Annotated in this window: 22 protein-coding genes; 10 read left to right on the forward strand and 12 right to left on the reverse strand. The window is 72.1% G+C overall.

Going from position 1 to position 24,747, the window contains the following annotated elements:
• Nucleotides 1-102: 102 nt before the first annotated feature.
• The 3 genes from ACFU5G_RS18495 to ACFU5G_RS18505 form a co-directional block, all read right to left on the reverse strand.
• A complete protein-coding gene (locus ACFU5G_RS18495) occupies nt 103-1,734 on the reverse strand; it encodes a hypothetical protein (protein ID WP_377247886.1) in 1,632 nt (543 codons plus the stop codon).
• Nucleotides 1,735-1,805: 71 nt separating this feature from the next.
• Nucleotides 1,806-2,762 carry a carbohydrate ABC transporter permease gene (locus ACFU5G_RS18500; RefSeq protein ID WP_377247889.1) on the reverse strand — a complete coding sequence of 319 codons (957 nt, stop codon included), beginning with the start codon at nt 2,760-2,762 and terminating at the stop codon, nt 1,806-1,808.
• The gene (locus tag ACFU5G_RS18505) at nt 2,759-3,772 is read right to left on the reverse strand and encodes an ABC transporter permease (RefSeq protein ID WP_377247892.1); all 1,014 of its coding nucleotides are present in this window, start codon (nt 3,770-3,772) and stop codon (nt 2,759-2,761) included. Before ACFU5G_RS18505 ends, ACFU5G_RS18500 begins: the two co-directional genes overlap by 4 nt.
• A 432-nt stretch (nt 3,773-4,204) precedes the next feature.
• Between ACFU5G_RS18505 and ACFU5G_RS18510 the strand changes: the two genes are divergently transcribed.
• Nucleotides 4,205-5,251: a LacI family DNA-binding transcriptional regulator gene (locus ACFU5G_RS18510; protein ID WP_377247895.1), complete on the forward strand. Its 1,047-nt coding sequence runs from the start codon at nt 4,205-4,207 to the stop codon at nt 5,249-5,251.
• A gap of 57 nt (nt 5,252-5,308) precedes the next feature.
• On the opposite strand, the gene ACFU5G_RS18515 is transcribed toward ACFU5G_RS18510, so the two are convergent.
• Both ACFU5G_RS18515 and ACFU5G_RS18520 read right to left on the reverse strand, forming a co-directional pair.
• Nucleotides 5,309-6,550, reverse strand: coding sequence for a glycosyltransferase (locus tag ACFU5G_RS18515; RefSeq protein WP_377247898.1), 1,242 nt, complete (start codon nt 6,548-6,550; stop codon nt 5,309-5,311).
• A gap of 16 nt (nt 6,551-6,566) precedes the next feature.
• On the reverse strand, nt 6,567-7,190 hold the full coding sequence (locus ACFU5G_RS18520; RefSeq protein WP_377247901.1) for a TetR/AcrR family transcriptional regulator: 624 nt from the start codon (nt 7,188-7,190) through the stop codon (nt 6,567-6,569).
• Nucleotides 7,191-7,299: 109 nt separating this feature from the next.
• On the opposite strand from ACFU5G_RS18520, the gene ACFU5G_RS18525 reads away from it, so the two are divergent.
• The 4 genes from ACFU5G_RS18525 (at nt 7,300) to ACFU5G_RS18540 (ending at nt 11,047) form a co-directional block, all read left to right on the forward strand.
• On the forward strand, nt 7,300-8,010 hold the full coding sequence (locus tag ACFU5G_RS18525) for a cytochrome b (RefSeq protein ID WP_377247904.1): 711 nt from the start codon (nt 7,300-7,302) through the stop codon (nt 8,008-8,010).
• Between the two features lie 86 nt (nt 8,011-8,096).
• The gene (locus tag ACFU5G_RS18530) at nt 8,097-9,641 is read left to right on the forward strand and encodes a peptide MFS transporter (protein ID WP_377247907.1); all 1,545 of its coding nucleotides are present in this window, start codon (nt 8,097-8,099) and stop codon (nt 9,639-9,641) included.
• Between the two features lie 88 nt (nt 9,642-9,729).
• Complete coding sequence (locus ACFU5G_RS18535; RefSeq protein ID WP_377247910.1) at nt 9,730-10,425, forward strand: LysE family translocator; 696 nt, start codon at nt 9,730-9,732, stop codon at nt 10,423-10,425.
• 49 nt (nt 10,426-10,474) lie between these two features.
• Entirely contained in the window at nt 10,475-11,047 is a 573-nt protein-coding gene (locus ACFU5G_RS18540) for an AAA family ATPase (RefSeq protein WP_377247913.1), read from the forward strand.
• Between the two features lie 236 nt (nt 11,048-11,283).
• Here the strand turns inward: ACFU5G_RS18540 and ACFU5G_RS18545 are convergent, their stop codons facing one another.
• Nucleotides 11,284-11,538 (reverse strand): hypothetical protein, encoded by a 255-nt coding sequence (locus tag ACFU5G_RS18545; protein ID WP_377247916.1) that lies wholly within the window; start codon nt 11,536-11,538, stop codon nt 11,284-11,286.
• A gap of 138 nt (nt 11,539-11,676) precedes the next feature.
• Here ACFU5G_RS18545 and ACFU5G_RS18550 point away from each other — a divergent pair, with 138 nt between their 5' ends.
• A complete protein-coding gene (locus tag ACFU5G_RS18550) occupies nt 11,677-12,417 on the forward strand; it encodes a MerR family transcriptional regulator (protein ID WP_377247919.1) in 741 nt (246 codons plus the stop codon).
• A 13-nt stretch (nt 12,418-12,430) separates the two neighbouring features.
• Here the strand turns inward: ACFU5G_RS18550 and ACFU5G_RS18555 are convergent, their stop codons facing one another.
• From ACFU5G_RS18555 to ACFU5G_RS18570, 4 genes are all read right to left on the reverse strand, one after another.
• A complete protein-coding gene (locus ACFU5G_RS18555) occupies nt 12,431-13,324 on the reverse strand; it encodes a hypothetical protein (protein WP_377247922.1) in 894 nt (297 codons plus the stop codon).
• 97 nt (nt 13,325-13,421) lie between these two features.
• On the reverse strand, nt 13,422-14,639 hold the full coding sequence (locus ACFU5G_RS18560; protein ID WP_377247925.1) for an MFS transporter: 1,218 nt from the start codon (nt 14,637-14,639) through the stop codon (nt 13,422-13,424).
• A 117-nt stretch (nt 14,640-14,756) separates the two neighbouring features.
• Nucleotides 14,757-16,466, reverse strand: a complete 1,710-nt coding sequence (ilvD, locus tag ACFU5G_RS18565; protein WP_377247928.1) for a dihydroxy-acid dehydratase — start codon at nt 16,464-16,466, stop codon at nt 14,757-14,759.
• Between the two features lie 184 nt (nt 16,467-16,650).
• Nucleotides 16,651-17,463, reverse strand: coding sequence for an alpha/beta fold hydrolase (locus ACFU5G_RS18570; RefSeq protein WP_377247931.1), 813 nt, complete (start codon nt 17,461-17,463; stop codon nt 16,651-16,653).
• Nucleotides 17,464-17,655: 192 nt separating this feature from the next.
• On the opposite strand from ACFU5G_RS18570, the gene ACFU5G_RS18575 reads away from it, so the two are divergent.
• The 4 genes from ACFU5G_RS18575 (at nt 17,656) to ACFU5G_RS18590 (ending at nt 22,464) form a co-directional block, all read left to right on the forward strand.
• Nucleotides 17,656-18,648 carry an aldo/keto reductase gene (locus ACFU5G_RS18575; protein ID WP_377247934.1) on the forward strand — a complete coding sequence of 331 codons (993 nt, stop codon included), beginning with the start codon at nt 17,656-17,658 and terminating at the stop codon, nt 18,646-18,648.
• A 173-nt stretch (nt 18,649-18,821) separates the two neighbouring features.
• A complete protein-coding gene (locus ACFU5G_RS18580) occupies nt 18,822-20,387 on the forward strand; it encodes a sugar ABC transporter ATP-binding protein (protein WP_377247937.1) in 1,566 nt (521 codons plus the stop codon).
• Nucleotides 20,388-20,401: 14 nt separating this feature from the next.
• On the forward strand, nt 20,402-21,391 hold the full coding sequence (locus ACFU5G_RS18585; RefSeq protein WP_377231447.1) for an ABC transporter permease: 990 nt from the start codon (nt 20,402-20,404) through the stop codon (nt 21,389-21,391).
• 80 nt (nt 21,392-21,471) lie between these two features.
• On the forward strand, nt 21,472-22,464 hold the full coding sequence (locus ACFU5G_RS18590; RefSeq protein ID WP_377247940.1) for an ABC transporter substrate-binding protein: 993 nt from the start codon (nt 21,472-21,474) through the stop codon (nt 22,462-22,464).
• An 83-nt stretch (nt 22,465-22,547) separates the two neighbouring features.
• Here ACFU5G_RS18590 and ACFU5G_RS18595 read toward each other — a convergent pair whose 3' ends face one another.
• Both ACFU5G_RS18595 and ACFU5G_RS18600 read right to left on the reverse strand, forming a co-directional pair.
• Entirely contained in the window at nt 22,548-23,252 is a 705-nt protein-coding gene (locus tag ACFU5G_RS18595; protein ID WP_377247943.1) for a FadR/GntR family transcriptional regulator, read from the reverse strand.
• The gene (locus ACFU5G_RS18600) at nt 23,239-24,630 is read right to left on the reverse strand and encodes an enolase C-terminal domain-like protein (RefSeq protein WP_377247946.1); all 1,392 of its coding nucleotides are present in this window, start codon (nt 24,628-24,630) and stop codon (nt 23,239-23,241) included. The genes ACFU5G_RS18595 and ACFU5G_RS18600 overlap by 14 nt, the downstream gene beginning before the upstream one ends.
• Between the last annotated feature and the right edge of the window lie 117 nt (nt 24,631-24,747).

Here is a 24,747-nt window from a genome sequence, read left to right on the forward strand (position 1 = left end):
GCTCAAGAGCGCTCTTGAGCCGACGAACCCTACGTTCGACGGCCACGTCCTGCCCGGAGCGCAGAGATGGCTGAGCGCCGGCAGCGCGGTAGGGGCGGGACCTCAGCCCTGGCGCTCCGCCAGTGCCGTCTGGTACTCGTCGCGGATCTTGTCGCCGCCGCCCTTGGCCCACGCCTTGGTGGCGTCGGCCCAGGCGGTGACCGGCTTGCGCCCGGCCAGGATGTCCGACTCCACGGAGGCGAGCTTCTCGCCGAGCTGGCCGCCCTTGCGGCTGGCCGTGTCGCTGAACAGGCCCTGCACCGGGTTGGCCACGGCGGTCGGCACGACGGCGGCCTGGGCGTCGTGCTCGGCCTGCGCGACGTCGGGGTCACCGGCCTGGAAGTTCACCCAGGGGCCCTCGACCACGTACTTGAGCCCGAGCTGGATCTCGGTGCGGCCCTGGTCGGTGAGCACCGGGTCGGTCCCGTCGAGCTCGTGGTGCACGCCCTCGACGCCGTACGTCCGGAACAGGTGCTCCTCGGAGCCGAACGGGGCGGCGAGATAGTTGATCACGTCGAGCAGCGCCTCGACACGGCCCTCGGACTTCTTGCTGATCGACGTGATGTTCTGCACGGGCGCACCGAGGTGGATGCCCGCGGTGCCGCCGCCCTCGGCGAGCGGGGGCGCCGCGACGGAGAGCCGGAAGTTCTCGTCGATCGGGTAGTTCGAGAAGTCAGGCCAGGCGCTGAACGTGTCGTCGAGCATGCGGATGGTGCCGTTCACGAGCCAGGTCTTGCGCTGCGGCTGGGTGGCGGGCACGCCGTCCGGGTGCACGAACCCGTCGGCGACCAGGCGCCGGCCGAGCTCCAGTGCCTCCTGCTGGCGCTCGTGCAGGTTCGCGCTGGTGAGCTTGCCGCCGTCCTCGGACCAGCCGTTCGGGATCTCGTACATCTGGCGCAGGTGCCCCAGCGGCACGCGGCCGAGCGCCCAGGTGTTGCCGCCCGAGAGCTCCTTGCACAGGTCGTAGAACTCCTCGGCGGAGGTCACGTTCGGGTCGATGCCCTCGGCCTCGAACCAGTCCTGGCGCGCGTAGAACACGTTGCTCTGCGCCGGGCCGCGGGGCACCGGGACGGCGAAGATCTTGCCGTTGTAGACGCAGGACTGCCAGCTCTCGGTCGGGATGTTCGCCAGGAACGGGTACTTCTTCACGGCGTCGCCCGAGAGGAACTCGGTCAGGTCGGTCGCGCGCTCCTCCAGCAGGCTCGGGAGGCCGGGGACGTCGCCCGCGAACATCTCGAAGATGTCCGGCAGCCGGTCGCCGGCCACCGTCGTCTGGAACCGGTCGGAGTAGTCGCCGGCGGGCGTGAGCGCGATGCTCAGCGCGAACCCGAGCCGCTCGTGCAGTGCCTGCCAGTACTCGTTCTTGTCGGCCCCCGGCGGCACCGGCGTGTTGGTCAGGCCGAAGATGCCGACGTCCTCGCCGTCACCCGGCTGGCCGCTGGTCACCTTCTGGGGGCTGGCGGGGTACTTGAGCATCGTGTCGGGCACCCCGTCGGTGCCCTTGATGTCCATCGGGACGCCGTCGTACGGGACGTACGTGGGTAGCGCGACGGTGGCGTTGCCGGTCAGGGCGCCGCCGCCGCGGCCCTCGTTGCTGCAGCCGGCGAGGCCGAGCACGGCGAACGCGCCGAGGCCCATGCCGCCCATCAGCAGGCTCCGGCGGCTGATGTTGGTCTCCGTGAGCAAACGGTTCATGACTACTCCTCATCGAGTGGGGGGAAAGCAGGTACGGAAAGCAGGTACGGAAAGCAGGTACGAAAACCGGGTCAGCCCTTCACGGCGCCGGTGAGCATGCCCTTGGCGAAGTGGCGCTGCAGGAACGGGTAGACCAGCAGCACCGGCACGATGGAGACCACGAGGATCGCCATCTGCAGCGACGTCTGGGGCGGCAGGGACGCGGCGTCGATGCCGAGGTCCTGCGAGCCGAGCTGGGCGCCGTCCACCACGTAGGTGCGCAGCACGAGCTGCAGGGGCCACTTGCTCGCGTCCGACATGTAGAGCAGCGCGTTGAAGAACGCGTTCCAGTAGCCGACGCCGTAGAACAGGCCGACGACGGCGAGGACGGGCTTGGACAGCGGCAGGCCGATGCGCCAGAAGAGCTGCCACTCGGTGGCGCCGTCGATGCGGGCGGCATCGATCACCTCGTTCGGCAGCTGCACGAAGAACGCCCGCACGACCACCACGTTGAACGCGGAGACCGACGTCGGGATGATCAGCGCCCACAGGGTGTCCAGCAGGCCGAGCTGCTGGACCACGAGGTAGCTGGGGATGATCCCGGGGTTGAAGAGCAGGCTGATCAGCACCACGAGCAGCATCGCCCGCACGCCGAACGCGCCCTTGCGGCTCAGCGCCCAGCCGAGCGTCGTGGTCAGGGCCAGGCTCAGCGTGGTGCCGATCGCGGTGACCAGGATGCTGATCCAGAGCGCCTGCGTGACCACGCCGCCGGCGAAGATCATCTGGTAGGCGCTCAGGTCGATCCCGGTGGGCAGCAGCACGAAGCCGCCCGCCTCCGTGACCTGCTCCGGCGTGGCCAGGCTGGTGGAGATGATGCCGACGAACGGCAGGATCACCAGCGCGCAGGCGATGGTCAGGACGACGCCCTTGACCGTGCGCTCGAACGGGCCGGGCATGGCCACGCCGTCGATCACGGGGCGCGTGCGGGGGCGTCGGCCGCCGTCCGGTCCGGTTGTGCGGGGTTCTCTCACAGTGGTGGTCGCGCTCATGCTCGGTACACCCCTTCCTCGCCGAAGGCGTGGGCGGTCTTGTTGGCGACGAGGACCAGGGCCAGGCCGATCAGGCCCTTCACGAGTCCGACGGCGGCCGCGACGCCCCAGAACCCGCCCAGGACGCCCTGGTTGTAGACGTAGGTGTCCAGCACGTCGGACACGCCGAGGCCCACCGCCTGCTGCTGGAGGATGAGCTGCTCGAACCCGACGCTCAGGGAGTCGCCGAGCTTGAGGATGAGCAGCATGATGATGATCGGCCGCATGCCCGGCAGGGTGATGTGCCAGGTCTGCCGCCAGCGGGAGGCGCCGTCGACGGCCGAGGCCTCGTACAGCGACTTGTCGATGCCGGCGAGCACCGCGAGGAACAGGATGGTGGCCCACCCGGTGTCCTTCCAGATCACCTGCGAGGTGATCAGCGCGTAGAACGCGTCGGAGTTGCCGATGATGTCGATGGGCTCCCACCCGTGCGACCGCAGGAAGTTGTTGAGCAGCCCGGCCCCGCCGAGCACCTGCTGGAAGACGGCGACGACGATCACCCAGGACAGGAAGTGCGGCAGGTAGAGCACCGACTGCACGATCTGCCGCACCCGGTTGGACACCAGGCTGTGCAGCAGCAGCGCCAGGATGATCGGCGCCGGGAAGACGAAGACCGTCTGCAGCAGGGTGATGACCAGGGTGTTGCGCAGCGCGCTCAGGAACTCCGGGTCGCCCGAGAACAGGATCTGGAAGTTCTCGAACCCGACCCACAGGCTGCGCCCGATGCCGAGGTACGGCTGGTAGTCCTGGAACGCGATGACGTTGCCGCCGAGCGCCAGGTACTGGAAGACGATGATGACCGCCATGCCCGGCAGCGCCAGGAGCAGGACGGCGCGGTCGCGCACCAGTCGCTGCCACCACGACTGGCGGCGGCGGGCGGGCTGCGGGCCGGTGCCGCCTGGCGCCGAGCTGTCTGAGTTCGGGCGCAGCGTCCTGGCTCGCCCCGTGCGGGGCTCCTCGACCGCGGTCATCCCGGGATCCCTGGCGCGCGGGTTGCGGACAGGGCTGCCGCCAGTCCTGCGGGCAGAGCCGCGGGCAGAGCTGCGGGCAGAGCCGGGAGTGGCAGGGCCGTGGGCGCGACAGACGCGCTCTCAGGCAAGGGCTCGGGCATCGTGATGCTCCTCGGTGATCGGGCAGGCGGCCCGGGGCGTGCCCCGGGCGCGGACGACCTGCCGGACGGGGTCCGGGTGGTGCTGGTCGGCACGCGCTGCTGGTTGTCGCGTTCTGCAGGTCCCGTGCCGTGGACTACGGCAGAGGGCCTGGTACATCGTTGTTCCACGGCTGCTCCGTTGCAGAGTGATCGATCACCGTTCGCGGGTTAGGCTAGGAGGTGATCGATCACTTCGCAAGGGTCTCTCACCGGGCGGTGTCCGGAGGGCCCTGATGATCAGCGAGGATGGGGCATGGTGAACGAGAGCTCGACGGATAGTTCGACGGCGAGACGTCGCGCGACGATCTGGGAGGTGGCCAAGGCCGCCGGTGTCTCCCACCAGACCGTCTCGCGCTACCTGCGGCACGACGCGAAGATGCGGCCCGAGACGGTGGCCCGCGTGCGGCAGGCGGTCGAGGAGCTCGACTACCGGCCCAACCTGACCGCGCGGTCCATGCGCACCCGGCGCAGCGGCCGGGTCGCCGTGCTGCTGCCGGCGGTGGCCACCTACGGTCCGCCGCAGATCCTGAGCGGCGTGATGGAGGTGGCCCACGAGCACGGGTACACAATCGAGGCGTTCAGTGTGGAGGGGTCGCCGGTCGACCGGTTCGAGCGGGTTCTCGAGCTCGCCGACTCCGGGCAGGTCGAGGGCGTGCTCGCGCTCGCGCCGCTGCCGCCCGGGTCGGGCGGGCGGTTCCCCGAGCGGGCCGCGATCGTCGTGTCCGCGGACTACGACGACAAGTTCCGCGGTGTGGGCGAGCTCGCCGACGGCTCACCGGTCGAGGACCTCGTGGTGCGCCTGGCCGAGCTGGGCCACCGGCGGTTCGCGCACGTGACCGGCGCGCTCGACTACGCCTCCGCCCGCGGACGCCGCGACGTCTTCGTCGCCACGGTCGAACGGCTCGGGCTGGGTCCCGCGCTGGTGCTGGAGAGCGACTGGTCGGCCGAGGGTGCACGCGCGGCCGTGCTCTCCCTGCCGGAGGAGGACCACCCGACCGCGATCATCGCCGCGAGCGACGTCGGCGCGGCCGGGGTGGTGCTGGGCGCCCGCGAACGCGGCTGGACCATCCCGGGGGACCTGAGCGTGACCGGCTGGGACAACAACCAGCTCGGGGCGTACCTCGAGCCCACGCTGACGACGGTCCGGGTCGACCACCGCAAGCTGGGCCGGGCGGCGATGGCGCGGCTGGTCGCGACGCTCCAGCCGGGCGCGGAGACCGCCCGCGGGGCCGAGGCGGCGTCGGACGGCCCGCTGAACACGATCATCTGGCGGGGCTCGACGGGGCCGGCGCCGTCCTGACCCAGCGCTCGACGAGCGGGCTGGGTCAGGAGCGGGCTGGGTCAGGAACGGGCTACTTCAGGAACGGGCCGGTTCAGGAAGAGCCTCCGCCAGGCGGGTGGCTACCTCGGACGGCGTCGGGATGGTCGCGATCTCGGCGGCCACCTTGGCCGCGGCCTCGGCGTAGCTCGGGTCGGTGCGGAGGGTCACGGCCGCCTTGGCCACCGTCTCCGGGACGTCCGGGCCCGGCTGCACGGCGATGCCGGTGCCGGTCGCGCCGACCACGGCGGCCTGGAGGAACTGGTCGGCGCCCTGCGGGACCACCACGAGCGGGAGGCCGCGGGACAGGACGCCGAGGGTCGTGCCGGCGCCACCGTGGGTGACGACGAAGTCGACGTCCTGCAGCAGGTCCGCGAGGGGGGTGAAGGGCGCGAACGTGATGTCTCCAGCAGCGTTCGTTCCAGCAGCGTCTTCCCCGGGCAGCGCGTAGTCCGCGGCGGTCGCCGTGAGGCCGAGCGTGACGACGAGGTCCACGCCGACGGTGCGCAGCTCGGCGAGGATCGGGGTCAGGGTCGCCGGGTCGGAGAAGTGCGTGCCGAACGTGACGAGCACCCGGGGGCGCTCGCCGCGCGTTGCGTTCGTGTCTTCCGAGACTGCTTCCGAGACTGCTTCCGAGACTGCTTCCGAGACTGCTTCCGAGCCGTTTTCCGAGCCCGCACCCGGAGCGTTCGGCCCCTGGTGCGGTTCCGGCCGGACCTGGACGCGGTTCGCGGGCGCCTGCCAGCCCGGCGGCTGGAGCAGGTCGGGGCACGGGTCGAGGTACCACCGGGCCGGGACGGCCGCGAGGCCGCGGTCGGCGTAGCGGCTCGCCACCAGGGCGTGCATGCCGTCGGTGAACTCGGCGGGGATCGCCGGGCCGAACGCCATCGTCGCGTGGGGGACGTCCAGCGCGGCGGCCACCAGCGGGCCGACGAAGTCCAGGGCCTCGGCCACGACCAGGTCGGGGGCGAACGCGCGGGCGGCGGCCACGGCGTCGTCGGCGGTGAGGTCCACGCGGGTGCCGGCGAAGAAGTCCGCGACGGCCTCCGGGCGGGGGTCCGCGGCGGCGTCGACGCCGGTCCGGCGTCCGGACTCCGCGAACAGGACGTCGGCGGTGGGTCCGGCGGCGACGAGCTCGATGCCCTCGGCGTCGAGCAGCGGGGCGAAGGCCCCCGCGGTCAGGACGGCGACCTGGTCGCCGCGGTCGCGGAACGCGCGGGCGAGGGGGAGCAGGGGCAGCAGGTGCCCGTGAGCAGGGGTGCTTGAGAAGAGTATGCGCACATTGATTAGTGTAGGACTACTCTGAATCCGTTCCGAGCAGCGCCAGCCGGAGCTGTCCCCGCAGCCAGGCCCCGCCGGCGTCCGGGTCCCAGCCGAGCGCGGCCAGCCGCAGCCAGGACTCAGGGCTCAGGTAGTAGGCCAGCAGGTCGGTCGCCCGGTCGACGCTCAGGTCCGGGCGCAGTGCGCCCAGCGTCGCGAGCCGCGCGGGGATCAGGCCGAAGCGCTCGCGGAGCACCCGCTCCGTGCCCTGGAACGTCGCGCCGATCTCCGGGTCCGCGGCCGCGTTGACGATCAGCACCGTCATCAGCCTCTGGTGCCGGTGCACGAAGTCGCCGGTGCTCCGCACCGCGAGGTCGACGATCGTGCCGGCGTCGTCGGAAGCCTCGATGGCCGCCAGGGTCTCCTGGATGCTGTCCTCGCCCGAGGCCCGCTCCGTCAGCCCGCGCACCAGGCCGACCTTGTTGCCGAACGCCACGTACACGGTGTTCTGGGCCACGCCGGCTGCCTGCGCGATGCGGCCGATCGTCACGCGGGCGAAGCCGTCCTGCGCGAAGAGCTCCTCGGCCGCGTCCAGGATCGAGGCGCGCGTGGAGGCCGCGGCCTGCTCGCGCAGGGTCGACCGGTAGGGGCGAGTCGTCATCCCTCCAGCCTAAGGAGCGCCGTGGGTGAAGGGCGGTCCGGGTGAAGGAGTGGGCGAGGCCTGGGCGAAAGGCTGGACGGCCGCGCCCCCGTACGGTGAGGTTGCCCGCATGAGGTGGCGCAACGGCGAGCACGGCTACGGCATCGTGACGAAGGTCCTGCACTGGGGGACGGTCGCCCTGCTGGTGACCCAGTTCGCGGTCGGCTACGCGATGGACGACGACGGGGACGACCTGGCCGACAATGCATCCGACGGCGCCGGCGTCTCCGCCGTCGACTGCGACCCGCCGGGGGAGGACCGCAGCGGCGGCGACACCACCGACGCCGAGGAGGAGCGGCTCGACCAGCTCGAGGAGAGCTGCGAGCGGGCGCAGGACCTGCGGGAGCAGGACGCCGACGAGGCCGTGGTTTCCGCCTGGTCGGATCTCTGGTCGGGCGGCGGCGTGGGTGGCGTGGGCAGCGGGTCGGGTAACAGCCTGGTCGGCCCGCTCGCGCTCCCTGCCTGGCACGTGCTGCTGGGCCTCGCGATCATCGCCGTCGGCGTGCTGCGGCTCGTGTGGCGCCGGATGACGACGCTGCCGCCCTGGGACCCCCGGCTCACCGACACGGACCGCAAGATCATGCACTGGGCCGAGCGGATCCTGCTCGCGATGCTCTTCGTGGTCCCGGCGACCGGCATCGCGCTGGTCGTGGGCAGCACCGACCTGCTGCCGCTGCACATCGCGGCGCACCTCTGCTTCTTCGCGGCGCTGGCTGCGCACGTCGGTGTGGTGGTGCGCCGGCGGGTGATCGGGCGGATGCTCTGGGGGCGGCCCCGCTAGCCGGCGCGCCGGCCCGGCGGTGACGACCCCGCGCAGACTTTCCCGCCCGACGTGCGCCCCGCCCGCAACGCACCGACGATCGGGTGATGAGCACAGGCTCGGCGACACCGCCGTCAGGAACCGGACCGGACCAGACACCGCCCGCCGCGCTGGCGGGCGACCGCCGGTTCTTCGGGCATCCCCTGGGCCTGATGACGCTGTTCACGACGGAGCTGTGGGAGCGGTTCAGCTACTACGGCATGCGCGCGATCCTCGTCTACTACCTGACCGACACGATCGCCAACGGCGGCCTCGGCCTCGACCAGACGCTCGGCGAGGCCGTCGTCTCGATCTACGGCACCGGCGTCTACCTGCTGTCCGTGGTGGGCGGCTGGCTCGCCGACCGGCTGATCGGCGCCCGCCGCTCCACGCTCTACGGCGGCATCATCATCGCGGCCGGGCACGTGTGCCTCTCGGTCCCCGCCGCCGGGTTCTCCTACTTCGGCATCGTGCTCGTCGCCCTCGGCACCGGCCTGCTCAAGCCCAACGTGTCGTCCATGGTGGGCGCGCTGTACAACCGGCAGGACCCGCGGCGCGAGTCGGCGTTCTCGATCTTCTACATGGGGATCAACATCGGCTCGTTCTTCTCGCCGATCATCGTCGGCGCCGTGCGCGCCGTCTGGGGCTACCACGCCGCGTTCTCCGTGGCCGCGATCGGCATGGGCATCGCGCTCGTGTTCTTCGTGCTGGGCCGCAAGAACCTGCAGGGCGCGGGCGACATCGTGCCCAACCCCGTGCAGCCGGGGGAACGGCCGGCGCTGGTGCGCATGTTCGCGATCATCTTCGGCGCCGTCGTCGTGGTGTACCTCATCGCCGTGCTCGTGGCCGGCGGCTGGGGCGTGCACGCCCTGATCGACGCCCTCAGCTACATCGCGTTCCTCGCCCCGATCGCGTTCTTCATCACCATGTACCGCTCGCCACGCGTGACCGACGCCGAACGCCCCCGCCTGGTCGCCTACATCCCGCTGTTCGTGGCCGCGATGCTCTTCTTCATGATCTTCGAGCAGGCGGCGACGACGCTCGCGACCTTCGCCGCCGACCGGACCTCGCGCGAGGTGCTCGGGTTCACCGTGAGCCCCGAGTTCTTCCAGTCGATCAACCCCGCCTCGATCATCATCCTGGCCCCCGTGTTCGCCTGGCTCTGGGTCCGCACCAAGGACCGCCCGCCGACGCCGTACAAGTTCGCGATCGGCCTGGCGCTCGCGGCCCTCTCGTTCCTGGTGCTGGCCGGGGCGTCCGCCATCGCGGGCGACAACCTGACGCCCGGCTGGGTGCTGGTGGTCGTGTACGTGATCCAGACGCTCGGCGAGCTGTGCCTCTCGCCGGTGGGCCTGGCCGCGACCACGCTGCTCGCGCCGCGCGCCTACCAGGGGCAGGCGATGGCGCTCTGGTTCCTCGCGCCCGCCGCCGGGCAGGCCATCACGGCGCAGCTCGTGCAGGCGACCGAGGGCGCGTCCGACACCGCCTACTTCGGCGGCATCGGCCTGGTCGCGCTCGGCTTCGCGGCCGTGCTCGCGCTGCTCGGGCCATGGGTCACCCGGCACGTGCGCCGGGCCGACCAGCTCGAAGGGGTGCACACGAGCGGGGAGTAAGACTCCGGGTGGGCCGTCCTGGCCGGGTCCTGGCAGGGTCCTGGCCCGGTCCTGGCCGCGCCATATGGCCGGGTCATAAGGTGAGCCCATGCCGGCCTTCGAGACCCTCGTCGCCTTCGTGGTGGCGTCGGTGATCCTCATCGTGATTCCCGGGCCGAGCGTCCTGTTCGTCGTCGGACGCTCGCTCTCCCTGGGCCGCCCCGGCGGGCTGCTGAGCGTGCTCGGCAACGAGCTCGGCGCGTTGCCGCTGGTCGCGGCCGTCGCGCTCGGCGTGGGCACGGTCGTGGCCGAGTCGATCGTGGTGTTCACGGTCATCAAGCTGCTCGGCGCCGGCTACCTGGTCTACCTGGGCGTCCAGGCGATCCGGCACCGTCGCGACGGCGCCGAGCCGGACGCCGGGGCTGGGGCTGGGGTTGGGGCCGGGGCCGGGGCCGGGGTCCGGACGGGCGCAGGTGCCGGGCGCCGGACGCCGTCCCGCTGGGCGATCCTGCGCCAGGGCTTCGTGGTGGGCGTGACCAACCCGAAGACGATCGTGTTCTTCGTCGCCGCGCTGCCCCAGTTCGTGGACGTGCGTGCCGGGCAGGTGCCGCTGCAGATGATGGTGCTCGGCCTGGTCTTCACGCTGGTCGCGCTGGTCTTCGACAGCATCTGGGCGCTGCTGGCCGGCGCCGCCCGCTCGTGGTTCGCGTCGTCGCCGCGCCGGCTCGCCGCGATCCGGGCCACCGGCGGCGGCATGATGATCGGCCTCGGCGGCACGCTCGCGCTCAGTGGCGGCAAGGCTTGACCCGGCCGGCACGGTCTGATGCGGCTGGCAATGTCCGATCCGGCCAGCAATGTCTGAGCCGGCCGTGACCGGCAGCCGGCAGACCAGCCTCGTCGTCGTGCGCGGCCCCTCCGGAGCGGGCAAGTCCACGGTCGCGGCGGCGCTGCGCCGGCGGATGGGCCGCGGGACGGCGCTCGTGCAGCAGGACTACCTGCGCCGCGTGCTGATGTGGGAGAAGGACGTGCCCGGCGGGGCCAACATCTCGATGATCGACACCGTGGTGCGGCACGCGCTCGACACCGGCTACTCCGTGGTGCTGGAGGGCATCCTGGCCGGCGACCACTACGGCCCGATGCTCACCGGCCTGGTCGCCGACCACGCCGGCACGACGGTGTGCGCGTACCTGGACGTGCCGTTCGACGAGACGGTGCGGCGGCACGCCACCCGGCCGCAGTCCGCCGAGTTCACGCCCGAGCAGATGGCCGGCTGGTTCACCCTTGACGACCGGCTGCGTGTGGAGCACGAGATCGTCGTGGGGCAGGGCTCGTCGGCGGAGGAGACGGTAGAACTCCTGGTCACGGCGCTGCCCGCCAGCCGCGGTGCCGCCGCGATGCTGCCGCGGCCGGGTGAGGGGTGTTCGTGATGCGAAATCCAAGGGTAGAAAAAGGCGCAATTCGAATGGTCATTTCACCTGGCGCATTGCGGACGTTTGTCACATTCAAGCGCTCGGGGTTAATTACGGGCTGATACGTTGCATTTGGTAGCACTCGTGTCTGGGACGAAGGCTGCCGTGCAACACCCCTCCGCAGTGTGGGGCCCCCTGCGGAGGGGCAGACAGCGCGGGTGCTGGACCGGGGCTGGACCGGGGCTAGGCCAGGGCTAGACCAGGTCAGACGCCGGGAGCGCCGGGAGCGGGCCGAGCCGGTAGGCGGGCGGCTCGACCCCGTGCAGGTGGCGGACGAGGTAGTCCCACGTGCGGCGCACCACGTAGTGCATCCGCCGGTACAGGGCGTGCTCGCCGCCGGGGACGTGGAGCAGGTCGACGTCCTTGTTCGAGCCGACGTCCTGTCCGCCTCGATCAGGGCGTCGACCAGGCGCTGGGTCGCGGGCGCCTGCCTTCGCTCCTGGGTGCACGAGCGGGTGAACAGAGCGCCCGGTGCACACCCTGACGTCGCGTCGTACTCAAGCCCGGCCCGCCCCGCAGTACGGTCGGTCGGGGGGCCTGCCGATACGAACGAACCCGCGACCGACCCGCGAACGAAGGAGGGGGCGATGCGTACCAGCGAGCTGGCGGCACTCGCCGGCGTCACGATCCGCACGCTGCGGCACTACCACCAGATCGGGCTCCTCGAGGAGCCGGGCCGCTCCGCCGACGACTATCGCGAGTACGACGTGCGGCACCTGGCGCGGCTGCTGCGGATCATCCGGCTGACCGAGCTCGGCGTTCCGCTCGCCGAGCTCCCGGAGGTGCTCGACGACCCCGACGCCGCCGCGGACCTGCTCGACCGGCTCGACGAGGAGGCGGCCGCCGGGATCCGGCGGCTCACCAGCCGCCGCGCGGTGATCGCGGTGCTGCGGCAGCACGGCGCGATGCCCGACCTGCCGCCGGCCGCGGTGCGGTACGAGGCCGTGCTCCAGGCGGCCACGGCCGCCGACGTCGCGCCCGACCTCGTGCGGTACGAGCGCGAGCAGCTCGCCCTGCTCGCCCACCTCGTCGGCGAGGCGCAGACGGCGGCCCTGACCCGCACGCTCGCCCAGCTCGCGCCGCTGACCGATGGCTCGGCGGAGGTGCTCCGGCGCTTCGCGGCGCTGGGCCCCGACACCCCGGACGACGACGTCGAGCGGCTCGCCGACGAGATGACGGAGCGGTACCGGCCGCTGCTCGACGCCCTGCCGGACGTCGAGATCGGGCACGCGGGCGCGCCGCTGCTCGCCGAGTACGTGGAGCAGACCTACAACGAGCAGCAGGTCCGGGTGCTGCGGGCGTTCGAGGAGCGGGTGCGGAGCGGCTAGCGCTCGTGCGCGCCTACTTCCCTCTGGCGGCCCGACGGCGACGGCGGGCCTGCGCCGCGCGGTCCTCGGCGTCGTCCAGCTCCTGCTCGACGGCGGCCAGGTCCGCGCGGGCCTCCTCCGCGGCGGTCCGGGCCTCGTCGAGCGTGCGGTGCGCCGCGTCGCGCTCCTCGGTCAGCCGCGCGAGCTCGTCGTCCAGGCGGGTCGCCTCGTCCTGCGCGTCGTCGACGGCGGCCTCGGCCGTGCGGAGGCGGTCGCTGACGTCGTCGCGCCGCTCCTCCAGGCGGTCCACCTGCGCGGAGGTCTCCTCGACGGCGCGCTCGGCTGTGTCTGCCGTTTCCTCCGGCCGCTCCTCCTGAACCTCCGCCGACGTCGCCGCGGGACGCAGCGCCACCAGGTCGGCCTCCTCGCCGAGCTCGTCCACGATGCCGAACCCGGCGTGCTGCAGCCCGCGCGCCAGGCGGCCGGCGCGCACGGCCGCGCCGGCGTCGGCGTCCATGACCGCGGCGGTCAGCGTCTCGGTGAGGCGGTCCAGGACGGCGGCCGACACCGGCCGCCCGCCCACCTCTCCGGCCTGCCGCACGGCGCCCACCAGGGCCTCGGTGCGCTCCTTGCGCAGGTGGTCCAGCGCCCGGATGCGGGCGCGGTCCCGGTCCTGCGTCGCGGCCCGCAGCTCGTCGCCGACGGTGGTCAGCGCCGCGACGTCGTCCGGCCGTTCGCGCACCACGTGGTTGATCACCCAGGCCGCGACCGACGGCTTGGGCAGGCGCTTGATCCGCTGCGCGCCGAGGGAGTCGCCGGCGTCGGCTGCCTGGCGGGCCGCGGCGTCGCGCGCTGCGATGAAACCGTCGAGCGGCCGCGTGTAGAGGGCGTCGACGGCGGCGTCGAGAGGTTCCGGCGGCGCGGTCACGGTCTCACCGTGGCACGGGCGGCGTCGTTCCGCTCGGTCTCTGCCCTGGCAGACCGGGCTACGAGACCGGGCTACGAGACGGGGCTACGAGACCGGGCTAAGCCGGAGCGCCGCCCCCGGCCCGGCGGTCCTTGTCGGCCCGGCCGGTCCAGTGGCCCACCCAGATCGCGCCGAGCAGCGCCAGCACGCCGATGAGCACGGGCGCGGCGGCCAGCGGCGCGATTGCCGCGACGGCCGAGACGAGGAGCGGCCCGCCCGTGTTGCCGATGTCGCCGCACAGTCGCCAGCCGCCGAGGAACTGGGCGCGGCCCTCCTCGGGTGCCACGTCGGCGCCGAGCGTCATCACGATGCCCGAGCCGAGCCCGTTGCCCAGCGCGATGAGCGCCATCACCAGGCCGACGGTGAGCGCGGAGTCCGCCAGGGGGAGCAGCAGGCAGCCGATGCCGACGGCCACCACCACCGGGACGGCCACCACCCGTCGGCCCTTGGTGTCCAGCAGCCAGCCGCCCGGCAGGGTGAGCAGGATGTCGATGGTGGCCGCGACCGCGAACAGCAGCGAGACCACGGTGGCGGAGATGTGCACGTGGTCGGCCCACAGGGGCAGCAGGCCGGTGCGCACCGACCGCGACGCGCCGATGATGATCACGGCGACGCCCAGGGTGAGCAGGGTGCGGCGGTGCTCCCACAGCACCGAGCGCACGGGCAGCGGCACGGTGCCCCGGCGCACCCGGCCGAAGTCCGGCATGCGGGTCACGATCAGCGCCGAGGCGACTGACGCGCAGGCCGCGAGCAGGAAGACCGAGCGCACCCCGAACAGGTGGATCAGCAGCGCGCCGAGCAGCGGGCCGATCAGGATGCCCAGGCGCATCGAACCGCCCAGCAGCGCCATCCCGCGCGCCCGGTGGCTGACCGGTACCGCGTCGATCAGGAACCCCTGCCGGGCCAGCAGGAACGCCGTCCAGCTCATACCGCTCACGAACACGCAGACGCACAGCAGCCAGACCGAGGGCACCAGGAAGGCGACGATCATCGCCACGGCGTCGACCAGGCCGGCGATCACGAGGGTGCGGCGCTCGCCGAGCCGCGCCACGAGCGCGCCCGAGGGCAGCGAGTTCGCGAGCTGGCCGATCCCCAGGAGCGCGACGACGAACGCCGCCATCGCCGTGGCCGCGCCCAGGTTGCCGGCGTGGATCGCCAGCACCGGCATCACCGCGCCGTGCCCGATCGAGCTCACGACGGAGGGGAGGTAGGCGACGACGGCGATGTCGCGAAAACGGAAGTCCCGATCGTCCCCGGTACCGCCGTCGCTCGTCACACCGCCATCGTGCCAGATAGTTACCCTCGGCAACGACCTCGTCCGCAGTGTGGGCTTGTCTACCCCGGCACAGTCACTCCCGGCACAGTCACTCCAAGCCCAGTCACTCCGGCACGGTCACTCCAGCACAGCCCCCTTCGACGCCGACTGCACCAGCTTCGAGTACTTGGCCAGCACGCCGCGCTGGTAGGAGTGCGGCAGGGGCGCCCAGCCCGTCGTCCGCGACTCGAGCTCGGCGGGGTCGACAAGCAGGTCGAGCGTCTTGCTCGCCACGTCGAGGCGGATGCGGTCGCCGTCGCGCACGAACGCGATGGGGCCGGCGTCGACGGCCTCGGGGGCGATGTGCCCCACGCACAGGCCGGTGGTGCCGCCGGAGAACCGGCCGTCGGTGATGAGCAGCACGTCCTTGCCGAGACCGGCGCCCTTGATCGCGCCGGTGATGGCGAGCATCTCGCGCATGCCCGGCCCGCCCTTGGGCCCCTCGTAGCGGATGACGACGACGTCGCCGGCCTGGATCGTGCCGTCCTCCAGGGCGTCCAGCGCGCCGCGCTCGCGCTCGAACACGCGGGCGGTGCCCTCGAACACGTCGGAGTCGAAGCCCGCCGACTTCACGACGGCGCCCTGCGGGGCCAGCGACCCGCTCAGGATCGTGATGCCGCCGGTGCGGTGGATCGGGTTGTCCATGGCGCGCAGGATCTTGCCGTCCGGGTCGGGCGGCGCGATGTCGGCGAGGTTCTCGGCCATGGTGCGGCCCGTGACGGTCAGGGCGTCGCCGTGCAGCAGTCCGGCGTCGAGCAGCGCCTTCATCACCACGGGCACGCCGCCGATGCGGTCGACGTCGTTCATGACGTACTGCCCGAACGGCTTGAGGTCGCCCAGGTGCGGCACGCGGTCGGCGACGCGGGAGAAGTCGTCGAGGGTGAGCTCCACCTCGGCCTCGTGCGCGATGGCGAGCAGGTGCAGCACCGCGTTCGTGGACCCGCCGAACGCCATGACGACGGCGATGGCGTTCTCGAACGCCTCCTTGGTCAGGATGTCGCGCGCCGTGATGCCCTTGCGCAGCAGGTTCACCACGGCCTCGCCGGAGCGGTGCGCCCACGTGTCGCGCCGGCGGTCGGCCGCCGGCGGGGCTGCCGAACCGGGCAGCGACATGCCGAGCGCCTCGGCCGCCGACGCCATGGTGTTGGCCGTGTACATGCCGCCGCACGCGCCCTCGCCGGGACAGATCGCCCGCTCGATGCGGTCGACGTCCTCCTGGCTCATCAGCCCGCGCGAGCACGCGCCGACGGCCTCGAAGGCGTCGATGATCGTGACCTGCTTCTCGGTGCCGTCGGTCAACTTGACCCAGCCCGGCATGATCGAGCCCGCGTAGAGGAACACGCTGGACAGGTCCAGGCGGGCGGCGGCCATCAGCATGCCCGGCAGCGACTTGTCGCAGCCGGCGAGCAGCACCGAGCCGTCCAGGCGCTCGGCCTGCATCACGGTCTCCACGGAGTCGGCGATCACCTCGCGGGACACGAGCGAGAAGTGCATGCCCTCGTGCCCCATCGAGATGCCGTCCGAGACGGAGATGGTGCCGAACTCCAGCGGGTAGCCGCCTGCGGCGTGCACACCCTCCTTGGAGGCCTTGGCCAGGCGGTCCAGCGACAGGTTGCAGGGCGTGATCTCGTTCCAGGAGCTCGCGACGCCGATCTGCGGCTTGGCGAAGTCGTCGTCACCCAGCCCGACGGCGCGGAGCATGCCGCGCGACGCGGTGGCCTCGAGGCCGTCGGTCACCTGTCGGGAGCGGGGCTTGACGTCGACCGGGGGGTTCTCGTCAGTGGTCATCCTGCATTGTGCCTCGCCTGAGCTGGCCCCGCGCGGCTCGCGGGGCCAAGTCCAGAGGGGCAAATTCAGGGGGCAATCCAGAGGGCCACATCCAGATCGGTCCGATGCGTTGAGACCGGTCGGTTGACCGACCGGTCTCGAGACATCCGACCGAAGTCAACTTGGCCGAATCAATGTGGCTGGCTCAGCCAGCCTGCCCTAGCCAGCCCAGCAGCCGCTGGGTGAACCAGTCCGCGCGCTGGAGCGGCAGGCCGTGCCCGGTGCCCGGGACCACCTCGAGCTCGGACGTCGGCAGCCGGCGGTGCAGCTCGCGCATCCCGTGCACGAGGGCGCGCGGTTCGGCGGCGCCGGCCAGCAGCAGCGCCTCGCCGGGGAACCGCGCCCACGCCTCGGGGATCCGGAACGCCGCGTTGGCCGACGTCATCGCGACCAGGTCCGCCGCGGACAGCGAGCGGGCGGTGCGCAGGTAGTCGTCGAACATCTCGTCGTCCACGTACAGGGCCCTGGCCTGGAGGCGGGCGAACCAGCGCTGCCCGCCGAGCGGGGCCGCCGCCCGGACCAGTCCGGCGCTGAGGCCGGGCAGCGGCATCGGCTCCGCCAGGGCGCTGACGACGACGGCGCGCGCCACCAGGCCGGGGTGCGCGGCGGCCAGCGCGAGGGCGAGCTGGGCGCCGAACGAGAAGCCGACGACGGTGGTCCCCGGCGTTCCCGTGCCGGTCTCCGTGCCGGCTTCTGTGCTGGCTTCCGTGCTGGCCGCAGAGCCCTGGCTCACTTCGCCGAGCAGGCCCGCGAGCTCCGCGACGATCTCGCCCGGGGAGCCGAACGGCACCTCGGCGCTGTGGTCGTGTCCGGGCAGGTCCGGGGTGATCACGCGGTACCGCTCGCGCAGGGCGGCCACCTGGTCGCGCCACATCCAGGCGCCCATGCCGCCGCCGTGCAGCAGCAGCACGACGGGGGCGTCGCTCGGTCCGGACTCCGTCCACCACAGTGCCGTCACGCGGTGAGCCTACTGGGGCCCCTTCGCGGCGGTCCGCCCCCTTCCATCGAGCCGGTCCGCCCGTTCCGTCGCCGCGCGCCTCGTGCTATACATCTGATGTTTCGCCCGGCGATGCCGCAGGTGCCGCAGGTGCCACTGGCGCCGTCGCCGGTGCCGTCGCCGAGCTGTCGATGAGGACGAAGAGGACAACGCATGCTGACCACCGAGGTGCGCGCCACCGGCGTCCGGCTCACCACGCTCGGGCTGGGCGCCGCCCCCGCCGGCAACCTGTACCGCGCGACCACGGACGACGCCGCGCACGCGACGTTCCAGGCCGCGTGGGACGCCGGCATCCGGTACTTCGACACCGCGCCCCACTACGGCCTCGGGCTGTCCGAGCGCCGCCTCGGCGCGTACCTGCGCACCCGGCCCCGCGACGAGCTCGTGATCTCGACCAAGGTCGGACGACTGCTGGTCCCCTCGCCCGAGAGCGCCGACCGGCGCGACCCCGAGATGTTCGACGTGCCCGCCACCACGCGCCGGGTCTGGGACTTCTCCCGGGACGGCGTGCTCGCCTCGATCGAGGCGAGCCTGGAGCGCACCGGCCTGGACCGGATCGACGTCGCCTACCTGCACGACCCCGACGAGCACTGGGCGCAGGCGGCCCACGAGGCCCTGCCCGCGCTCGCCGAGCTGCGCGACCAGGGCGTGGTCGGCGCGATCGGCGCCGGGATGAACCAGTCCGCCATGCTCACCCGGTTCGTGCGCGAGACCGACGTCGACGTCGTCATGTGCGCGGGGCGGTTCACACTCCTGGAGCAGCCCGCGCTGGCCGACCTGCTGCCCGCCGCGGCCGAGCGCGGCGTCGCCGTCGTCGCGGCCGCCGTCTACAACTCGGGGCTCCTCGCGCAGGACCGGCCGCCGTCGGACGCGACCTACGACTACGCGCCCGTCGCCGCCGGGCCGCTGGAGCGCGCCCGCCGGATCGCCGCGGTGTGCGAGGAGCACGGCGTGACGCTGCCGCAGGCGGCGCTCGCCTACGTGCGCACCCATCCCGCCGTGGTGAGCACCGTGGTGGGACTCGGCGCGCCGGAGCACGCGGTGCAGGCGGCGGAGCGGGCCGCCGTCGCGGTGCCGGGGGAGCTGTGGCAGGCGCTCGCGGACGCCGGGCTGCTCGCGCCGGAGGCCGTGCCGGCGTCGGGCTGAGGGGCTGGTTCCGCGCGTGAGAGAGCTGCGGTAAACGTCGGACCTATCTGGCCATCGCGGTGGCCGAACGTGGCAAATTCCCAGGAAATCTGTCACGAACCCTTGAGATGCATCCGATGTCTGCGGTTGAATGCCTGCGGTTGGATGTGTCGCACGTACGCAAGGGAGCTCACGTGACGGACGGCCCCGCACTTCTCCGTGCCACGGGAATCAGCAAGTCCTTCCCCGGGGTCCGCGCGCTCGACGACGTCCACCTCGACCTGCGGCCCGGCGAGGTGCTCGCGCTGGTGGGCGAGAACGGGGCGGGCAAGTCGACGCTCCTCAAGCTGCTCTCCGGGATCTACCGGCCCGACGCCGGGGCCATGGAGCTCGACGGTGCGCCGATGAGCCCCGCCGGACCGCGGCAGGCAAACGAGCTCGGCATCAGCGTGATCCACCAGGAGTTCCACCTGATGCCCGACCTGACGGTCGCGCAGAACATCTTCATCGGCCGCGAGCCCCGGCGCGCCGGGCTGCTCATCCGGGACGACGAGCTGGAGCGTCGCGCGGGCAAGCTCTTCGAGCGGCTCGGCATCCCGCTGGACCCGCGCCAGCCCGTGTCCCACCTGAGCGTCGCCGGCCAGCAGATGGTCGAGATCGCCAAGGCGCTGTCGTTCGACGCGCGGGTGCTGATCATGGACGAGCCGACGGCGGCGCTCACCGAGACCGAGGTCGCGACGCTGTTCCGGATCGTGCGCGACTTTGTCTCGCCGCGCACCGGCGTCATCTATGTCTCGCACCGGATGGAGGAGATCAAGGAGATCTCCGACCGCATCACGGTGCTGCGGGACGGCCGGTACGTGGACACGCTGCCCACGGCGACCACCGAGACCCGGGACGTCATCGCCGCGATGGTGGGGCGGCAGCTCGAGACCGGGGTGCGGCCGGGCCGGTCCGGCCCTGGCGCCTCCGACGGCGACACCGACACCGACGCCGACGCCGACACCGTGCTCGCCGTGCGCGGGCTCAGCACCCGCGCGCTGCTCAAGGACGTGTCCTTCGAGCTGCGCCGCGGTGAGATCCTGGGCTTCGCGGGCCTGATGGGCGCCGGCCGCACCGAGGTGGCGCGGGCGATCATCGGGGCCGACCGCTCGACCGGCGTCGTCGAGGTGAACGGCAGGCCGGTCACCGTGCGCAGCCCCGCGGACGCCGTCCGGCACGGCATCGGGTACCTCTCGGAGGACCGCAAGCGCTACGGCCTGCTGCTGGACCAGGACGTGGTGCGCAACGTGATGCTGTCCTCGCTGCGCGGCATGACGCGCGGCGGGTTCGTGCGCGACGCCGACGGGCGCCGGGTCGCCGAGGAGATGGTGGACCGGCTGTCGATCCGGACGCCGTCGGTGGCCCAGCGCACCAAGAACCTGTCGGGCGGCAACCAGCAGAAGGTGGTGCTGGCCAAGTGGCTCGTGCGGGACTGCGACGTGCTGATCGTCGACGAGCCGACGCGCGGCATCGACGTCGGCGCCAAGGACGAGATCTACACGCTGCTCACGGCGCTGGCCGCACAGGGCAAGTCGATCATCGTCATCTCGTCGGAGCTGCCCGAGGTGCTCCGGCTGGCCGACCGGATCGTCGTCATGTGCGAGGGCCGGGTCACCGGGACGCTCGCCAGTGCCGACGCCGACCAGCACCACATCATGGAGCTCGCGACGCGGTTCGGTGCGGACCGCTCGCTCGTCACGACCGGAGACCCGGAATGACTGGAGACACCAGAATGACGACGACCATCTTGGGCAGGGCCGGGCTGGGCAAGAACGGGCTGGGGAACCGCCAGCAGCTCCAGCAGCTCCTCGCCTTCGGCGGGCTGGTGGTCATCTTCGTGTTCTTCTCGGTGGCCAGCCCGTACTTCCTGGACTGGGCCAACGTGAAGGGCATCCTGCTGGCCACCGCCGTCACCGGGATCATGGCGCTGGGCGCCACGCTCGTCATCGCGACCGGCGGGATCGACCTCTCGGTGGGCACCGGCATGACGCTGTGCTCGGTGATGACCGGGGTGTTCCTGGCCAACCTCGGCCTGCCGCTCGTCGTCGGGGTGCTGGGCGGGCTCGCGATCGGGGCGCTGATCGGCCTGCTCAACGGGCTGAACGTCGCGTACCTGCGGCTGCCGCCGTTCATCGCGACGCTCGCGATGATGATGGTGGCGCAGGGCCTTTCGCTGGTCATCTCGGGCACCAAGCCCATCTACTTCTCCGACGTCCCCGGGTTCGGCCAGCTCGCCGGCGGAGAGCTCGTGCCGGGGCTGCCGAACGCCGTCCTCATCTTCTTCGTGGCCGCCGTGCTCGCGGGCGTAACGCTGAGCAAGACGCTCACCGGGCGCTACGCGCTGTCCATCGGCTCCAACGAGGAGGCCACCGCGATCTCCGGCGTCGACGTGCGGCGCTGGAAGGTCGTCATCTACGTGGTCGCGGGCCTGTTCACGGGGCTCGCGGGCGTCGTCATGGCCTCCCGGCTCAACTCCGCGCAGCCCGGCCTCGGGCTCGGGTACGAGCTGGAGGCCATCGCCGCCGTCGTCATCGGCGGCACGTCGCTGCGCGGCGGCAAGGCGACCATCCTCGGCACCGTCATCGGCGCGCTGATCATGGCGACGCTGACCAACGGCCTACGGATCATGTCGATCCCGCAGGAGTGGCAGAAGGTCGCCGTCGGCATCGTGATCGTGCTCGCGGTCTACGCCGACATGCTGCGGCGGGGCAAAGAGGCGTGACGAGGGGCCTGACGCCGCCGTCCGACCTACCTGAACCGAACACAGACGTTCCACCCGACCATCGAAGGAGCTGGACCCGGATGAACAGCAGCACCACGCGCAGGCGCCTGACGGCCCTTGCCGCGGCCACCTCCGTGACCGCCCTCGTCCTCGCCCTCGGGGCGTGCTCCTCGGGCTCGGGCGGCGCGGCCCCCGGGACGGGCGACAAGCCGTACGTCGCCCTGGTCTCCAAGGGCTTCCAGCACCAGTTCTGGCAGGCGGTCAAGCAGGGCGCCGACGACGCCGCGGCCGAGCTCGACGTCGAGGTCACCTTCGAGGGGCCCGAGACCGAGACGGAGGTCGAGAAGCAGCTCACCATGCTGCAGACGGCCCTGGACAAGAGCCCGGACGCGATCGGCTACGCGGCGCTGGACTCCGAGGCGTCGATCCCGATGATGACGGACGCCCAGTCGCGGGGGATCCCCGTCATCGCCTTCGACTCCGGCGTGGACTCGGACGTGCCGGTGACCACGGTGTCCACGGACAACCTCGCGGCGTCGGCCGAGGCGGCCAAGCACATGGCCGAGCTGGTCGGCAGCGGCAAGATCGGGATCGTGGGGCACGACCAGACGTCGCAGACCGGGCAGCAGCGCGTCGAGGGGTTCACGCAGTACATCGCGGAGAACGCGCCGGACATCGAGATCGTCGACACGCAGTACGCGGCGGGCGACCAGCTCAAGTCCGCCGACGCCGCGAAGGCGATCATGCAGGCGCACCCCGACCTGAAAGGCATCTACGGCACCAACGAGGGCTCGGCCATCGGCGTGGTCAAGGCCGTGCAGGAGTCCGGGCGGGCGGGCGAGCTGACGGTGATCGGCTTCGACTCGGGCACGGCGCAGACCGACGCGATCCGCGACGGCCTGATGGCCGGGGCGATCACGCAGGACCCGATCAAGATGGGCTACGAGACGGTCAAGGCCGCCGTCGCCGCGATCGACGGCGAGGAGGTCGAGCCCGTCATCGACTCCGGCTTCTACTGGTACGACGAGACGAACATCGACGACCCGGAGATCGCCGCGGTGCTGTACGAGTAGCGGCTGTCAGACGCCCAGGACGTGTCAGACGTACAGGTCACCCGGGGGACCTGTACGTCTGACACGTGGGGAGGTGTGGTGGGTCAGGCGTCCTCGTCGAGGTTCTCCGGCCTCGGCAGCCAGTCCTCGACGCCCAGGAGGTGGGCCGCCATCCGGATCCGGGCCGCCTCGGGATCACGCGCGGCGAGCGCGCGCCAGATGGCCTCGTGCTCGCCGTGCGTGCGTGCTTCGATGCCCTCGGCGTGCAGCACACGCCACAGGCGCGCCCGCACGGTGCGGCCGGCGAAGGACTCGATGAGCGCCTCCAGCACGGGGTTGCCGGTGTGCGCGGCGATCACGCGGTGGAACGCGATGTCCACCTCGATGAACCGGTCGTGGTCCACCTCCGCGCCGTCCCGCACCTCGGCGACCTGGTCCAGCACGGCGCGGGCCTCGGCCAGCGCCTCGTCGGTCATGCGGGTCGCCGCCAGCCCGGCGGCCTCCGTCTCCAGCACGCGGCGGACGCTGTGGAACGCGGGCATGGCGCCCTCGTCCTGCAGGTCGAGCACGAGCGCCATCGGGGACAGCAGCCGGCCCGGGTCGAGGCTGGTCACGTAGGTGCCGTCGCCCTGCCGGGTGTGCAGCACGCCGAGGATGGACAGGGCCCGGACCCCCTCGCGCAGCGAGCCGCGGGAGACCTGGAGCTCGTCGGCCAGGTCCTTCTCGACGGGCAGGCGGTCGCCGGGGCGGAGCCTGCCGTCGAGGATCATCCTGCGGATGCCGTCGACGACCTCGTCAGTGCGGGACATGCCCCGAAGTATCCCGCACAGTCGTATCGGCTACCGAGGTCTCGCCCACCGAGGTCTCGCCCACCCAGTACGTCCCGCCCGGGAACCGGAACCGGTCGACCGACTCCTCGTACATCTGCGTGGAGTAGCCGGGCAGGGCCGGCAGCACGTACGCGGTGCCCGCGCCCCGGTCCGCGACGGTGACCGGGTCGGTGAAGTGCTCGTGCAGGTGGTCCACGTACTCGGTCACGCGGCCGGTCAGGTCGCCGCCGATCGCCACGTAGTCGAGCACGGAGACGTGCTGCACCATCTCGCAGAGGCCGACGCCGCCGGCGTGCGGGCACACCGGCACGCCGAACTTGGCGGCGAGCAGCAGCACGGCCACGATCTCGTTGATGCTGGCGAGCCGCCCGGTGTCGAGCTGGCAGTAGTCGATCGCCTCGGCCTGCATGAGCTGCTTGAACATCACCCGGTTGTGGCAGTGCTCGCCCGTGGCGACGCCGATGGGCGCGACGGCGCGGCGCACCGCGGCGTGCCCCAGGATGTCGTCGGGGGAGGTGGGCTCCTCGATCCACAGCGGGTCGAACGGGGCCAGCGCGCTCATCCACTCGATGGCCTGCGGCACGTCCCACACCTGGTTCGCGTCGATCATCAGGTTGCGGTCGGGGCCGAGCACCTCGCGTGCGATGGTCAGCCGGCGCACGTCCTCGGCCAGGTTTGCGCCGACCTTGAGCTTGACGTGCTGGTACCCGGCGTCGACGGCCTCCTGGCACAGGCGCCGCAGCTTGTCGTCGCTGTAGCCGAGCCAGCCGGCCGACGTCGTGTAGACCGGGTAGCCGGTGCGCTCCAGGTGGTCGAGGCGATCCTGTCGGGTGCCCGCGCGCTCCCGCAGGATCGCCAGCGCCTCGTCGCGGGTCAGGGCGTCCGAGAGGTAGCGCAGGTCGGCGACGTCGACCAGCTGCTCCGGCGTCATGTCCACGAGCAGGCGCCACAGCGGCTTGCCGGCGCGGCGGGCCACCAGGTCCCAGACCGCGTTGAGCACGGCGGCCAGCGACAGGTGCACCACGCCCTTCTCGGGCCCGAGCCAGCGGAGCTGGCTGTCGGCGGTCAGGTCCCGGTAGAGCGCGCCCATGTCCGCCGCGATCTCGTCGACGTCGCGGCCGATGAGCGCCGCGGCCTGCTGCCGCGCGGCCTCGGCCACGATGTCGTTGCCCCGGCCGATCGTGAACGTCAGGCCGTACCCGCCGAGCGGGGTGCCGCCGGGTCCTGGGGCGTCGGTCTCCAGCACGACATAGGCCGCCGAGTAGTCGGCGTCCTTGTTCATCGCGTCGGAACCGTCGGCGGTGACCGACGTCGGGAACCGCACGTCCTCGACGCGCACTCCGGTGATCGTGGCCATGCCGCTCCCTCGCAAACATCCGATGAAATGCCTGCAATCTACGGACGGGCGCGCTGCGGGTCAAGGTGTTGCGGGGGATGACCACGGCTGGCGAGGCGATTGGTTCGATCAATGCGC

The organism is Promicromonospora sp. NPDC057488, assembly GCF_042802395.1.
GTDB lineage: Bacteria > Actinomycetota > Actinomycetes > Actinomycetales > Cellulomonadaceae > Promicromonospora.

Bases quoted from the DNA above. Each gene is read 5' to 3' on its own strand.
- ACFU5G_RS18575 (WP_377247934.1), top strand. From the start codon at position 17,656: ATGCTGACCACCGAGGTGCGCGCCACCGGCGTCCGGCTCACCACGCTC.
- ACFU5G_RS18550 (WP_377247919.1), top strand. From the start codon at position 11,677: ATGCGTACCAGCGAGCTGGCGGCACTCGCCGGCGTCACGATCCGCACG.
- ACFU5G_RS18500 (WP_377247889.1), bottom strand. From the start codon at position 2,762: ATGAGCGCGACCACCACTGTGAGAGAACCCCGCACAACCGGACCGGAC.
- ACFU5G_RS18495 (WP_377247886.1), bottom strand. From the start codon at position 1,734: ATGAACCGTTTGCTCACGGAGACCAACATCAGCCGCCGGAGCCTGCTG.
- ACFU5G_RS18590 (WP_377247940.1), top strand. From the start codon at position 21,472: ATGAACAGCAGCACCACGCGCAGGCGCCTGACGGCCCTTGCCGCGGCC.
- ACFU5G_RS18540 (WP_377247913.1), top strand. From the start codon at position 10,475: ATGTCTGAGCCGGCCGTGACCGGCAGCCGGCAGACCAGCCTCGTCGTC.
- ACFU5G_RS18520 (WP_377247901.1), bottom strand. From the start codon at position 7,190: ATGACGACTCGCCCCTACCGGTCGACCCTGCGCGAGCAGGCCGCGGCC.
- ACFU5G_RS18525 (WP_377247904.1), top strand. From the start codon at position 7,300: ATGAGGTGGCGCAACGGCGAGCACGGCTACGGCATCGTGACGAAGGTC.
- ACFU5G_RS18585 (WP_377231447.1), top strand. From the start codon at position 20,402: ATGACGACGACCATCTTGGGCAGGGCCGGGCTGGGCAAGAACGGGCTG.
- ACFU5G_RS18510 (WP_377247895.1), top strand. From the start codon at position 4,205: ATGGTGAACGAGAGCTCGACGGATAGTTCGACGGCGAGACGTCGCGCG.
- ACFU5G_RS18530 (WP_377247907.1), top strand. From the start codon at position 8,097: ATGAGCACAGGCTCGGCGACACCGCCGTCAGGAACCGGACCGGACCAG.
- ACFU5G_RS18600 (WP_377247946.1), bottom strand. From the start codon at position 24,630: ATGGCCACGATCACCGGAGTGCGCGTCGAGGACGTGCGGTTCCCGACG.
- ACFU5G_RS18535 (WP_377247910.1), top strand. From the start codon at position 9,730: ATGCCGGCCTTCGAGACCCTCGTCGCCTTCGTGGTGGCGTCGGTGATC.
- ACFU5G_RS18505 (WP_377247892.1), bottom strand. From the start codon at position 3,772: ATGACCGCGGTCGAGGAGCCCCGCACGGGGCGAGCCAGGACGCTGCGC.
- ilvD (WP_377247928.1), bottom strand. From the start codon at position 16,466: ATGACCACTGACGAGAACCCCCCGGTCGACGTCAAGCCCCGCTCCCGA.
- ACFU5G_RS18595 (WP_377247943.1), bottom strand. From the start codon at position 23,252: ATGTCCCGCACTGACGAGGTCGTCGACGGCATCCGCAGGATGATCCTC.